10 protein-coding genes and 1 pseudogene are annotated in these 13,699 nt (G+C 43.5%); all 11 read left to right on the top strand.

Annotation, left to right across the window (positions count from 1 at the left end; all coding sequences use genetic code 11):
• Positions 1-102 precede the first annotated feature (102 nt).
• The 11 genes and pseudogenes from I872_RS09310 (at position 103) to I872_RS09255 (ending at position 13,683) form a co-directional block, all read left to right on the top strand.
• Positions 103-723: a DUF624 domain-containing protein gene (locus tag I872_RS09310; protein ID WP_015605840.1), complete on the top strand. Its 621-nt coding sequence runs from the start codon at positions 103-105 to the stop codon at positions 721-723.
• Positions 720-2,363: a sensor histidine kinase gene (locus I872_RS09305; RefSeq protein WP_015605839.1), complete on the top strand. Its 1,644-nt coding sequence runs from the start codon at positions 720-722 to the stop codon at positions 2,361-2,363. The genes I872_RS09310 and I872_RS09305 overlap by 4 nt, the downstream gene beginning before the upstream one ends.
• A gap of 7 nt (positions 2,364-2,370) precedes the next feature.
• Positions 2,371-3,654, top strand: coding sequence for a response regulator transcription factor (locus I872_RS09300; protein ID WP_015605838.1), 1,284 nt, complete (start codon positions 2,371-2,373; stop codon positions 3,652-3,654).
• Between the two features lie 157 nt (positions 3,655-3,811).
• Positions 3,812-4,967, top strand: a pseudogene (locus I872_RS09295) (ABC transporter ATP-binding protein).
• A 174-nt stretch (positions 4,968-5,141) separates the two neighbouring features.
• On the top strand, positions 5,142-6,524 hold the full coding sequence (locus I872_RS09285; protein WP_015605835.1) for a glycoside hydrolase family 1 protein: 1,383 nt from the start codon (positions 5,142-5,144) through the stop codon (positions 6,522-6,524).
• A 580-nt stretch (positions 6,525-7,104) separates the two neighbouring features.
• Positions 7,105-8,772, top strand: coding sequence for a ribonuclease J (locus I872_RS09280; protein WP_015605834.1), 1,668 nt, complete (start codon positions 7,105-7,107; stop codon positions 8,770-8,772).
• A 160-nt stretch (positions 8,773-8,932) separates the two neighbouring features.
• Complete coding sequence (locus I872_RS09275; protein ID WP_015605833.1) at positions 8,933-9,712, top strand: alpha/beta hydrolase; 780 nt, start codon at positions 8,933-8,935, stop codon at positions 9,710-9,712.
• Between the two features lie 111 nt (positions 9,713-9,823).
• On the top strand, positions 9,824-11,281 hold the full coding sequence (gene gltX, locus I872_RS09270) for a glutamate--tRNA ligase (RefSeq protein ID WP_015605832.1): 1,458 nt from the start codon (positions 9,824-9,826) through the stop codon (positions 11,279-11,281).
• Positions 11,282-11,531: 250 nt separating this feature from the next.
• Complete coding sequence (locus I872_RS09265) at positions 11,532-12,167, top strand: DUF6287 domain-containing protein (RefSeq protein WP_015605831.1); 636 nt, start codon at positions 11,532-11,534, stop codon at positions 12,165-12,167.
• Positions 12,168-12,524: 357 nt separating this feature from the next.
• Complete coding sequence (gene rnpA, locus I872_RS09260; protein WP_015605830.1) at positions 12,525-12,884, top strand: ribonuclease P protein component; 360 nt, start codon at positions 12,525-12,527, stop codon at positions 12,882-12,884.
• Positions 12,868-13,683, top strand: coding sequence for a YidC/Oxa1 family membrane protein insertase (locus I872_RS09255; RefSeq protein ID WP_015605829.1), 816 nt, complete (start codon positions 12,868-12,870; stop codon positions 13,681-13,683). Before rnpA ends, I872_RS09255 begins: the two co-directional genes overlap by 17 nt.
• Positions 13,684-13,699 lie beyond the last annotated feature (16 nt).

Genomic DNA, 13,699 nt, shown 5'->3' with positions numbered 1-13,699 from the left:
AGGAGGATTTTTCTTCTTTTGACTGAGAGGAATTTTTGGAAACGGTTGAAATGTGTTATAATTTTATAATGTACAGAATGTAAAGAACAGAAAGGAAAAACAATGGGAAGACTAGTTGAGTGGATTTTTCAACGAATTTATATGGCCATGCTTGCGTCCGCTATTTTTTGGGTATTGGCCCTGTGCGGAGGCCTTGTTTTTGGGCTTGCTCCAGCGGGCTGTGTGCTCATGACCCTCTTTCATCAATATGGCTATGACTATAAGAAATATCATTGGAAAGAAGCATGGGCTCTCTTTAAGGAAAATTTCCTTGCTACAAATAAAGTTTTCTTGACCTTGTTTGCAGTGCAGGCTCTTTTGTCTTATGGAATTTATCTCCTCATCCAGCTTCCTCACCAAACGATCCTTTATCTCTTGTTGACGATTGCAAATTTGCTCTTTTTGCTTTTGGCGCCAGCAGTGTATGCAGTCTATTTGAAATTGCAGGTTTTTTTTGATTTTTCTTATAAAAATAGCTTAAAATTATCTCTGATTGGTGTTTTTCTCAATATTTCAGCCATGCTGAAACTTTTATTGGGGACAATCTTGCTATTGATTGCCAGCTACTTTATGCCGGCTCTACTCTTCTTTGTTTTTATTGGGCTTTGGCACTTTTTTATCAGTGATGTCCTAGACCCGATTTACCAAACCATTCAGTCTAAGTTGAAAACAGAAAAATCATGAAGAAATTTTGGCTCCATTCTTTACTAAAAGTCTATGCTGTCATTATGGTGGCGATTGTGGGATGCTTGGGTATCATCCTGTCCTATTCCGGTTGGCAGAGCCGCTATAATGAAACCAAGCAGATTGCACAGCGAGCAGCTACTCGATTGGCTGACGAAGTGGATTATTATAACCGTCGGGCTAATCAGCTAGCTCAAAGTTTGGTCGAAAATCGAGCAAAGTTGGACGGGATTTATAACTACTTTATCATGAGTCCCTCTGAGTATGCGAGTTGGCGCTTATCTGCGGATGTACCGACTTATGTTCAGGTATCCCTTCATAAAAATATCAATGATATTTATATTGAAAATGAATTTATCATGGGCATTGATATTGCCTTAAATGATTACAAAACCGTTTTTGTTTCTACAAGGCAAGCCCGCGGCGGCATGCAGCTTCCAGCTGAAGAATTCAGGCCTGCACGAGAAGCCTTTCCCATTGCGATTTATGATAAGACAGTCGATCAAGTCATTGGAACGATTTACATTCGGATTGATGAGGAGGTCTTCAACAAGGTTGTCGATAATACGCGGGGCGATGTTCCACTCGCTCTCAGCGTTATTTCGCCTTATAAAAAAGAAATCCTGCATTTTGGCGATACAAAAGGAATTGGCCAAGACGACTGGATCAAAAAAGAAACCATTTACAATTATACTATCCAGACGGCCGTGCCTGCGCATTACGTGATAGAGAAGACGGTTTTCAGCACTGGTTTGATTATTTTTTCTGGTCTGGTTTTGGTTGGAGTTTTATATGCCGCTTTGCAGAGGATCTTTCTCAATTACCAGAGACAGGTCGTTGATATTGTGGATACGCTTCATCTCATCACGGATGGTGAAAATCAGAAGCGCATTGCGACAGAGACCAAGGAGCAGGAGTTGCTTCTGATTGCGACAACGACCAATACCATGTTGGACAGTCTGGACAAGAGTATTCGGGATATTTATCGTTTGGAGATTAGCCAAAAAGATGCTAATATGAGGGCCTTGCAGGCGCAAATCAATCCTCATTTTATGTACAATACCTTGGAATTCATCAGGATGTATGCAGTCATGCAGCGGCAGGAAGAGTTGGCAGATATTATCTATGAATTTAGCAGTCTGCTGAGAAATAATATCTCAGATGAATCCAGAAGCAGTTTGAAAAATGAATTGGAATTTTGTCGGAAATATAGCTATCTTTGCATGGTTCGGCACCCCAAATCAGTGGCCTATGGCTTCAAAATTGAAGAAGGCTTGGAAGAAATGATGATTCCCAAGTTTAGTATTCAGCCGCTGATTGAAAATTACTTTGCCCATGGCATCGACTACCGCAGGCAGGATAATGTCATCAGTGTCAAGGCTCAAAAGATAGACGGCGCTGTAAGGTTGATGATCCAAGACAATGGTCGAGGCATCCCAGCTGACCGTTTGGCCGAAATCCAAGACATTCTGACCAGCCGAGAGCTAATGGATGCCCAGAATCGAGAACAGCAAAGATCCATTGGTATTCGGAATATTCATGAACGCTTCCTGCTCTTTTTTGGCGACCGTTACAGTATCCGACTGAAATCGCAACAGGACCAAGGAGTGACCTATATTATAGAAATTAAGGATGAATAGAAAAAAGATGTACAGAGTATTATTAGTCGATGATGAATACATGATCACAGAAGGCTTGAAGGTGCTGATTCCTTTTGAAAAGTGGAATATGCAGGTTGTTTCTACAGCTAATGATGCAGAAACGGCCCTCGCCTATATTAAGGACAATCCTGTGGATTTGGTCATTACCGATGTCAATATGCCTGGGATGAATGGCTTGCAGATGATTGAGCAGATGAAGAATTCTCTGCCTAATGCAGCTTTTATCATTCTTTCAGGCTATCAAGAATTTGAATATGTCAAAACCGCCCTCAATTTGCAGGTGGCAGATTATCTGGTGAAGCCGGTCGATAAGGTCGAACTGGCAGCAATCTTAGAAAAATTGGAAAGGGAATTTGACCGTTCTTCCAATAATCAACTAGAGCTGATTTTTAAAGAAGAGACAAGCGAAGATGAAATAGCTACTTATCTCAAATCCTTCGATAGTGTCTGGTTGGGAGCAGCTGCTCAAGAAAAAGGCCTAGTTTCGCTTCCTTATAGTATTTTGGGACAGACAGGCTATTTGTTTTTATCCTCGCAAAAGGAAGAAGCGCTCTATCTGGAAGAATTCACAGCTCCTTATAAACAAGTCCTGCAGGCTTTCAAGCTAAATCTAGAAAAAAGTCTTTTTTATGGAACAGTTAGCTTGCAAGAAACTAATCCGCTCTTTAGCTACTATGAGCCCATTTATCGCGTGATTATACAAGGAAATATTGGTCAGATTTTGGACGAATTGGACTTGCTCAAGGATGTCGTGCTGCAAAATACGCCTGAAGTTTCAATTACCAAACAGTTGTTCATTCAGTTTATCATGGATGTTTACCATCTGTTTCAACATTTAAAATCAGATGATATGACAACCATTATCAAAAAAATTGAAAGCACAAACACCTTTGCAGACTTGCTGGCTTATATGAAAGATCAGCTCTCAGATTTGTTCGCCCAGTATCGAATGAATGAGAATGTTGCTAATGTCTTGGAGGTGATTGGTCGTGATTATCAAAAAGACTTATCCCTAAAAGATATCAGCAAGGAACTCTACATCAATCCAGTTTATTTGGGGCAGCTAATCAAGCGGGAGACCAACTCCACTTTTGCAGAGTTGCTAAATAAGCAGCGCATCAAGGCTGCCCAGCAGCTCTTACTTGCCAAAAATGACAGTATAGAAGACGTTTGTTATGCAGTTGGATATAGCAATGTTGGTTATTTCTACAAAGTCTTTCGGAAGCTGTGTGGCAAGTCGCCTAAGGCCTATCGGAAGCAAGTTGAGTGATGAAATCGCTGAAGTGAGTGAACCTTTATTTCTTTTCTATATTAATGCTAAAAAAAGTAGAAAAAAAGATATAGAAGAGTCAGTGTGAGGGCCTGCTATTCGTGATATAATCAAGCAGAAAGAACTTACAATATGGTAAAGGAGTTAGGAGAAGCTTATGGTTGAATTAAATCTAAAAATATTTATAAGAAGTATCCAAACAGTGAGCACTATTCTGTTGAAGACTTTAATTTGGACATCAAGGACAAGGAGTTTATCGTTTTCGTTGGTCCGTCAGGATGTGGGAAATCGACAACGCTGCGTATGATTGCGGGTCTTGAGGATATCACAGAAGGAACAGCTTCGATTGATGGTAAAGTGGTCAATGACGTGGCACCGAAAGATCGTGATATTGCTATGGTCTTCCAGAACTATGCCCTCTATCCGCACATGACGGTCTATGACAACATGGCTTTCGGACTGAAACTGCGCAAGTACAGCAAGGAAGATATCGACAAACGGGTGCAAGAAGCAGCTGAAATCCTTGGTTTGAAAGAATTCTTGGATCGCAAGCCGGCGGACTTGTCAGGTGGTCAACGTCAGCGTGTTGCCATGGGTCGTGCTATCGTACGTGATGCAAAGGTTTTCCTAATGGACGAGCCTCTGTCTAACTTGGATGCTAAGTTGCGTGTGTCCATGCGTGCTGAGATTGCCAAAATCCACCGCCGTATCGGAGCAACAACCATTTACGTTACCCACGACCAGACAGAAGCGATGACGCTTGCAGACCGCATTGTTATCATGTCAGCAACCAAGAACCCTGCTGGAACTGGAACGATTGGTCGAGTAGAGCAAATCGGTAGCCCACAAGAAGTCTACAACCACCCAGTTAATAAATTTGTGGCAGGCTTCATCGGTAGCCCAGCGATGAACTTTATCACTGTGACACTTGAGGGAAATCAAATTGTTGCCAATGGCTTGCGTTTGACGGTTCCAGAAGGAACACTGAAGGTGCTGCGTGAGAAGGAACACTGAAGGTGCTGCGTGAGAAGGGCTATGACGGTAAGAAATTGATCTTCGGTATTCGTCCAGAAGATATCAATACAGAAGCTGCTTTCTTGGAGACCTTCCCAGATTCTGTGGTTCATGCGACCATTTCTGTCTCTGAGCTTTTGGGTTCTGAGTCTCACCTTTACTGTCAAGTTGGCGACAGCGAGTTCATCGCACGTGTAGATGCTCGTGACCACTTGGAGACAGGTGTTGGAATTGACCTTGGCTTCGACTTGAACAAGGCGCATTTCTTTGATTTCGAAACAGAGAAAACAGTTTATTGATCAGTAAAGATGATGAAACGTAGACAATTTGTCTGCGTTTTTTAAATGAACTTTTAGTTTTCGCAATCACAAATGTCTTTAATCAGTGGAGAAATTTGAATAGACTGTTGCTTTCTTTTGGCAGAAGGTCTTTATATAATGAGGTGTAAAGATAAATCGAGAGGTAAATAAAATATGATTCAATTTCCAAAAGGTTTCGTCTGGGGATCTTCTACATCGGGTCCGCAAACGGAGGGGCGGATTTCAGGAGATGGAAAGGGAGATAACCTTTGGGACTATTGGTTTAGCCAAGAACCCCATCGTTTCTATAACGAAATTGGCCCTGCCAAGGCATCCACTTTTTATGAAAATTGGGAGCAAGACATCGACCTTTTAGTCGAAACAGGCCACACGGCCTTTCGGACTTCTATTCAATGGTCACGGATTTTTCCAGATGGTCGTGGACCAGTTAATCAAGTGGGAGTTGACTTCTATCGCAAGGTTTTTGAAAGAATCAAGTCCAAGGGTATTCGCTTGATTGTCAATCTTTATCATTTTGACCTGCCCTTTGCCTTGCAGGAAGCACAGGAAGGCTGGGAAAGCTTGGATACAGTTGATGCCTATGTAGACTATGCTCGTTTCTGCTTTGAAAGCTACGGTGACTTGGTGGACCAATGGGTGACCTTTAACGAGCCTATCGTACCGGTTGAGTTTGGCTATTTCTATGATGGGCATTATCCTAATAAAGTGGACGCTCAGGCTGCGGTCAAGGTCGCTTATCATACCCAGCTAGCTAGCTCTTTAGCAGTGAAAGCCTGCCATGAGGTTGGAGCAGACTACAAAATCGGCATTATCCTAAACCTGACACCAGCTTATCCACGCAGCCAGCATCCGGCGGACTTGAAGGCAGCTCGTATTGCTGAGCTCTTCCAAGCCAAGTCTTTCTTGGATCCATCTGTTTTGGGCTATTATCCAGCAGAGCTGGTCGATCTTTTGCGCGAGCACGATCTTTTGCCGACTACGACTGAGGAGCAGTTGCAGACTATTCGGGAAAATACAGTAGACTTTTTGGGTGTCAATTATTATCAGCCTCTACGGGTTGCGGCGCCTAAGTATTTGAAGCATCCAGAGTCGCCGCTTCTGCCAGATCATTTCTATGAGCCTTATGTCATGCTTGGTCGCAAGATTAACCCCCACCGTGGCTGGGAAATCTATGAGCAAGGAATTTACGATATTGCACAAAATATCAAGGAAAACTATGGCAATATTGAATGGATCCTGACGGAAAATGGCATGGGAGTCGAGGGTGAAGAGAAATTCCGTGAAAATGGCATGATCCAAGACGATTATCGAATTGACTTTGTTAAAGGCCATCTGCGCCAGCTCCATCGTGCCATTCAGGACGGGGCCAACTGTACAGGTTACCTCATGTGGACCTTTATCGATTGTTGGTCTTGGCTCAATAGCTATAAGAACCGCTATGGCTTGATTGAGCTCAATCTGGAAACCCAAGAACGAACTATCAAAAAATCAGGACACTGGTTCAAAGAATTAAGCCAAAACAATGGCTTTGAATAAGCTTGTCTACCAATTCAGCCTATATAATAGGGCAGTTTCCTAACTAATCTTTTAATTAAGTTTAGGGCATCCCGCTCGAATAGTGAGAGTGGGACAGAAATCGGTAATTCGTTAGAATTCGATTTCGTCGTCTCACCTCCGCACAGTTGAGTAGGGCTGTAAAAGCTGATGAAATCAGCCTAGTAGAGCTCACTCAACCACTGCGTCTTGCTCGACAATCCAAAGACAATTGAGAGGCTAGGACTTTTGTCCCAGCCTCTATTATTTTTTATCTTGTGAGTAGATCTAGTTTCCAAAAGCTGTCTTCTAAAATGAAACTGGGAGGATGTCTTTCTCCGCATTTTGAATCAGGAAGGAAGAAGTAGCCAGAGACTTGCTGTATCAAATACCTATTCTTAGATTTCTAGCTTGCTCTATGAGTTTCCTTTGTTTTGAAAAAAGCGTGAAAAAATGCTATAATGACTAAGATGTGCAAACTTTGTTTGCAAAACTGTAATTCGACTTGGTTTGCCAAGGACCGTTAGTAATAAAATCAAGGAATCTTTGATACATGAGATTCTAAAATCGAATAGGAGTAAAAATGAGTAAAAGCACTATTAAGCTGATTACTTTGGGCGGCGTGCGCGAGAATGGGAAAAACCTCTACGTCGCCGAAGTGGATGATTCCATTTTTGTATTGGATGCTGGGCTCAAATACCCAGAAAATGAGCAGCTGGGAGTAGATGTAGTCATTCCCAACATGGATTATTTGTTTGAAAATAAAGACCGAATTGCAGGTGTCTTTCTGACCCACGGTCATGCGGATGCCATCGGTGCGCTGCCTTATCTTTTGACAGAAGCCAAGGTACCGGTTTTTGGTTCGGAGTTGACGATTGAGCTAGCCAAGCTCTTTGTAAAAAACAATGACGCCGTGAAGAAGTTCAATGATTTTCATGTTATCGATGAAAATACCGAGATTGAGTTTGGCGAAACGGTTGTCTCTTTCTTCCGGACGACCCACTCGATTCCAGAGAGTCTGGGAATCGTTGTCAAGACGCGTGAAGGCAATATTGTTTATACAGGAGATTTCAAGTTTGACCAATCTGCCAGCGAATCTTATGCAACAGATTTCGGCCGTTTGGCTGAGATCGGTCGTGAGGGCGTTTTAGCTCTCTTAAGTGATTCAGCCAACGCTGATAGCACTGTGCAAGTGGCTAGTGAGAGCGAGGTTGGTCGTGAGATTACAGACACGATTTCGGATTGGGATGGGCGTGTCATCGTAGCAGCGGTTGCCAGCAACCTGTCTCGGATCCAACAGGTCTTTGAAGCTGCGGCAGAAACAGGTCGTCGCGTCGTTTTGACAGGCTTTGATATTGAAAATATCGTCCGTACAGCTATCCGCCTCAAAAAATTATCCTTGGCGGATGAACGTCTTTTGATCAAGCCTAAGGAAATGTCTAAGTTTGAGGACCATGAGCTGATTATCTTGGAGACGGGTCGGATGGGTGAGCCTATTAATGGCCTGCGCAAGATGTCCATTGGTCGTCACCGTTATGTAGAAATCAAAGACGGAGACTTGGTTTATATCGTTACAACGCCATCTATTGCCAAGGAAGCAGTTGTGGCGCGTGTGGAAAACATGATTTACCAAGCTGGTGGCGTGGTCAAGCTGATTACCCAAAACTTGCGTGTATCTGGTCATGCCAATGCGCGTGACTTGCAACTTATGCTCAACTTACTGCAACCCAAGTACCTCTTCCCGATTCAGGGAGAGTACCGCGGACTAGACGCCCATGCCAAGGCAGCTATGGAAGTCGGGATTTTACCAGAAAACATCTTGATACCTAAGCGTGGTAGCATCATGGCCTACGAAAATGGCGACTTTGTGCCAGCTGGAGCAGTGTCAGCAGGCGATGTCATGATTGATGGAAATGCCATCGGTGATGTGGGCAATATCGTCCTGCGTGACCGCAAGGTTCTGTCTGAAGACGGCATCTTCATCGTGGCCCTTACGGTCAACCGTAAGGAGAAGAAAATCATTTCCAAAGCCAAGGTTCATACTCGGGGATTTGTCTATGTCAAGAAGAGTCGTGACATCCTGCGGGAGAGTACTGACCTGATCAATAAGACAGTGGAAGACTATCTGGCTCAGGAAAGCTTTGACTGGGGCGAGCTCAAGGGAGCGGTTCGTGATAGTTTGGCTAAGTTCCTCTTTGAGCAGACCAGGCGCCGACCGGCTATTCTTCCGGTTGTCATGGAAGTTCGCTAGAGTCACTCGAGGGAGCAACTTTCCCAGTATTTTGCAGAGAGAAAGTCGAATATCGGCTTTTTCTTATCTTTTGGCGGTCGCAGAACAGGCTTTGCTTTCGGAGTGTGGCTGGTTGTGATGCCTAGTCAAGAACAGTAGTTTTTATAAGAGGAGAAAAAAGATGGCAGTGATGCAGATCGAATATTATTCAGAAGCCTTGGAAATGGAGTGGGGAGTCAATGTTCTCTATCCAGATGCGTCGCGCGTGGACAAGCCAGATGATAAGGATATTCCTGTTTTGTATCTGCTTCATGGTATGAACGGTAATCACAATAGCTGGCTCAAGCGTTCAAATATTGAACGTCTGGTTCGCTCGACTAACCTGATTGTTGTCATGCCGAATACCAGCAATGGCTGGTACACCGATACTCAATACGGTTTTAACTATTATGAAGCCATCGCTGAAGAGCTGCCACGGCTCCTCAAGCGCTTTTTCCCCAATATGTCTGACAAGCGAGAGAAGAATTTTATCGCTGGTCTTTCCATGGGCGGATACGGAGCCTTTAAGTTGGCTCTCAAGTCTAACCGTTTTTCATACGCGGCTAGTCTTTCAGGGGCTTTGAGTTTTCTTGATAGTCATCCAGATGATGTTGAAATAGCAACACCAGCCTATTGGCGAGGAGTTTTTGGAGACTTTAAAGATTGGACCAGCAGTCCTCATTCGCTGGAGAGCATAGCCAAGCAATCTGATAAAAAGACCAAGCTTTGGGCATGGTGCGGTGAAGAGGATTTTCTCTACAAGGCAAATCAGGAGGCTGTTAAAAATCTGCGAGAATTAGGCTTGGATATTACTTACAGCCATAGCCCAGGTACGCATGAGTGGTATTATTGGGAAAAGCAGATGGAGCAGGTCTTAGCTTGGCTGCCAATTGACTTTGTCCTCGAAGAAAGACTGTCTTAAAAAATCATGCGATTCAGCGGATTCTGGGTCGAGAATGTGATATAATAATAACGTTTGAATACGAAAGCAGGGGCAAGATATTCCTGCTATTCCCAAATAGGAGATCGAAAATTGACAAAAGATATTCGAGTGCGTTATGCACCAAGTCCAACAGGACTATTACACATCGGAAATGCGCGGACGGCGCTCTTTAACTACCTCTATGCTCGTCATCATGGCGGAACTTTTATCATCCGTATTGAAGATACTGACCGCAAGCGCCATGTCGAAGATGGTGAGCGTTCACAGCTTGAAAACCTTCGTTGGTTGGGCATGGACTGGGATGAAAGCCCTGAAACACATGAAAACTACCGCCAATCAGAGCGTTTGGAATTGTATCAAAAATACATTGACCAATTGCTAGCAGAAGGAAAAGCCTACAAATCTTACGTTACAGAAGAAGAATTGGCTGCTGAGCGCGAACGTCAAGAAGCAGCAGGTGAAACACCACGCTACATCAATGAATATCTCGGTATGAGCGAAGAAGAAAAAGCAGCTTACATCGCAGAACGTGAAGCAGCAGGCATCATTCCAACGGTTCGTCTGGCTGTCAATGAAGCTGGTATCTACAAGTGGACGGACATGGTCAAGGGCGACATTGAGTTTGAAGGTGGCAATATTGGTGGTGACTGGGTTATCCAAAAGAAAGACGGCTATCCGACTTACAACTTTGCCGTTGTGATCGATGACCACGATATGCAAATCTCTCACGTTATCCGAGGAGACGACCACATTGCCAACACACCTAAGCAGCTCATGGTTTATGAAGCACTTGGTTGGGAAGCACCAGAGTTTGGTCACATGACCTTGATTATCAACTCTGAAACTGGTAAAAAGTTGTCAAAACGCGATACCAATACCCTCCAGTTCATCGAGGATTACCGCAAGAAAGGCTACCTACCAGAAGCAGTCTTTAACTTCATCGCTCTTCTCGGTTGGAATCCTGGTGGTGAGCATGAAATCTTCTCTCGTCAAGAATTGATTGAGCTCTTTGATGAAAACCGCCTCAGCAAGTCTCCAGCTGCCTTTGACCAGAAAAAGATGGACTGGATGAGCAATGAATATATCAAGAATGCAGATTTTGAGACAATCTTTGAAATGGCAAAACCATTCTTGGAAGAAGCAGGACGCTTGACAGACAAGGCTGAGAAATTGGTTGAACTCTACAAACCACAAATGAAGTCAGTGGATGAAATCGTTCCATTGACAGACCTTTTCTTCTCGGATTTCCCAGAGTTGACGGAAGCTGAGAAAGAAGTGATGGCTGGTGAAACTGTTCCTGTGGTGTTGGAAGCCTTCAAAGCAAAACTGGAAGCGATGACAGATGAGGAATTTGTGACAGAAAACATCTTCCCACAAATCAAAGCCGTCCAAAAAGAAACAGGTATCAAGGGCAAGAACCTCTTCATGCCAATCCGTATCGCTGTATCAGGTGAAATGCATGGGCCAGAGTTGCCAGATACCATTTACCTATTAGGACGCGAAAAATCTATCCAGCATATCGACAATATGTTGAAAAAAATTCAATAAGATGAGAGTGGGACAGAAATCGGTAATTCGTTAGAATTCGATTTCGTCGTCCCACCTCCGCACAGTTGAGTAGGGCTGTAAAAGCTGATGAAATCAGTCTAGTAGAGCCCACTCAACCACTGCGTCTTGCTCGACAATCCAAAGATAATTGAGAGGCTAGGACTTTTGTCCCAGCCTTTTGCTTTCTAAAAAATTATATTTATGTTACAATAATGTTACAAGAATAAGAAAATATTGCGAGGTGCTAAAGATGAAAAAATGGTTGATTATCTTGACTGGAACTCTGGTAGCATCGTCTGTGTTAGTGGCTTGCGGTCAAAAGAAAGACCAGCCGACTTCGCCTTCTAGCAGTTCCAAAGTTAGCTCGACTAGCTCAGCTTCTTCCAAAAAGTCTGAGACGAGCAAAAGTTCGACAGAGCTTTCTACTGAAACAAGTAGTTCGGACACTTCTATCTCTAGCAGTCAGGAGCCTTCGGAGCCAGCAACTAAGGAGTCTTCTGCTAAGCCAGAAAGCAAGGGGGAAAAAGAGTCTGCCACAGCCTCTAGTTTAGACATGCAGGCCATTGCTTCTGGGGACTTTTCTAGCATGGCTGGTACTTGGAAGGATGCCAATGGCGTCACTTATACATTTGATGCCAAGGGACTTGTATCAGATGTTGCCAAGTTAGAGCTGGTTTACGCTGGTCTGGATGAAAATGGAATTTATCGTACTAGCATTCGTTGGCATAATCTTACAGGTGCTGCCTTGTCTATTATTCCCGCTGGGAAAAAGTTGCCAGCAAAAGAGACTGTTAGCGGGCAGGATCCGACTGATAGCAGTCAAGACCGCTTCATCATTGCCCAAGGCATCTCAGAGCGCCCAGACGTTTTTTACCGTGTAAAATGAGAGTGGGACAGAAATCGGTCATTCGTTAGAATTCGATTTCGTCGTCCCACCTCCGCACAGTTGAGTAGGGCTATAAAAGCTGATGAAATCAGCCTAGTAGAGCCCACTCAACCACTGCGTCTTGCTCGACAATCCAAAGACAATTGAGAGGCTAGGACTTTTGTCCCGGACTCTTTTTTGGAGCTGTGTGACTCATCATTTCTGGATTTTTCCGTATATGTGACCAGTACTTGCTTCAAGTTCGATTTTTAGGTGAACTTTTTCTAAAAAGAGGGCTCGTATTGCACCCCTAGCCCTTATTGGCTTTTTGGGAAAATATGGTATAATAGAGTTAATTTTGGTGGATGGAGTTGAGTTTTGAGAAAAAACTATCGCGTCAAGAGCGAAAAAGATTTCAAGGCGATTTTTAAAGCTGGGCAGAATTTTGCCAATCGAAAGTTTGTCGTTTATAAATTAGAAAAAGATCAGCGCCATTTTCGAGTGGGGATTTCGGTCAGTAAAAAGCTGGGCAATGCAGTTGTCCGCAATAGTATCAAAAGAAAGATTCGTCATGTCTTGATTCAGCATCGGGCAGACTTGACCAAGGATGACTTTGTTGTTATTGCCCGCAAGGGAGTTGAAACTTTGGACTACCACCAAGTGGAACAAAATTTATTGCATGTCTTGAAAATTGCAAGAATTTATCAGGAAGGATTTATTTGTGAAAAAGAAGAGTAAAATAGGATTTCTTTTAGTGGCTTCGCTGCTCATTCTGACGGCTTGTGGCACCAGCGAAGTGACCGCTAATTCAAGTGATTTTTGGGAGAAATTAGTTTATTTCTTTGCGGAGATGATTCAATTCTTGTCCTTTAATGGAAGTACAGGAATCGGGATTATTCTTTTTACCTTGATTATTCGGACAGTCTTGTTGCCAGTCTTCCAGTTTCAGACGACCTCGTCTAGAAAGATGCAGGAAGTTCAGCCTCAGATCAAGAAGCTTCAGGAAAAATATCCAGGCAAGGATATGGATAGTAAGACCGCTTTAGCAGAGGAAACCAGCAAGCTTTATAAAGAAATGGGAGTCAATCCCTATGCCGCTTTTCTTCCGTTATTTATCCAAATGCCAGTGCTTTTGGCACTTTTCCAAGCTCTGACACGGGTTGAATTTTTGAAAACGGGTCACTTCCTCTGGCTCAATCTAGGTGCGACGGATCCGACCTTCATCCTACCTATTCTCGCTGCTCTCTTTACTTTCTTTAGCACTTGGCTATCCAATAAAGCCTTGCCAGAAAAGAATGGTGGGACGGCAGTGATGACCTACCTGATGCCGGTATTAATTTTCTTCTTTGCGGTGTATGCAGCCAGCGGGGTTGCTCTTTACTGGACAGTCTCCAACGCCTATCAAGTTGGTCAGACCTTGCTTTTAAGTAATCCTTTTAAGATTATTGCTGAACGGGAAGCAAAGGCAAAGGCAGAGCGCCAATTGGAAATGAAGAAAAAACGTGCCCTTCAAAAAGCACAGAAAAAGAAAAAGTAAAAAGGAGGACTCTTGC

The sequence above is a fragment of the Streptococcus cristatus AS 1.3089 genome (assembly GCF_000385925.1).
Taxonomy (GTDB): Bacteria; Bacillota; Bacilli; order Lactobacillales; family Streptococcaceae; genus Streptococcus; species Streptococcus cristatus_B.
Note: the sequence above shows the minus strand (reverse complement) of the source record. Positions and strands in the feature narration are given on the sequence as shown.

What these genes read in the sequence shown, in the direction of transcription:
- I872_RS09310 (WP_015605840.1), top strand. Translation starts at nt 103, where the DNA reads ATGGGAAGACTAGTTGAGTGGATTTTTCAACGAATTTATATGGCCATG.
- I872_RS09305 (WP_015605839.1), top strand. Translation starts at nt 720, where the DNA reads ATGAAGAAATTTTGGCTCCATTCTTTACTAAAAGTCTATGCTGTCATT.
- I872_RS09300 (WP_015605838.1), top strand. Translation starts at nt 2,371, where the DNA reads ATGTACAGAGTATTATTAGTCGATGATGAATACATGATCACAGAAGGC.
- I872_RS09285 (WP_015605835.1), top strand. Translation starts at nt 5,142, where the DNA reads ATGATTCAATTTCCAAAAGGTTTCGTCTGGGGATCTTCTACATCGGGT.
- I872_RS09280 (WP_015605834.1), top strand. Translation starts at nt 7,105, where the DNA reads ATGAGTAAAAGCACTATTAAGCTGATTACTTTGGGCGGCGTGCGCGAG.
- I872_RS09275 (WP_015605833.1), top strand. Translation starts at nt 8,933, where the DNA reads ATGGCAGTGATGCAGATCGAATATTATTCAGAAGCCTTGGAAATGGAG.
- I872_RS09265 (WP_015605831.1), top strand. Translation starts at nt 11,532, where the DNA reads ATGAAAAAATGGTTGATTATCTTGACTGGAACTCTGGTAGCATCGTCT.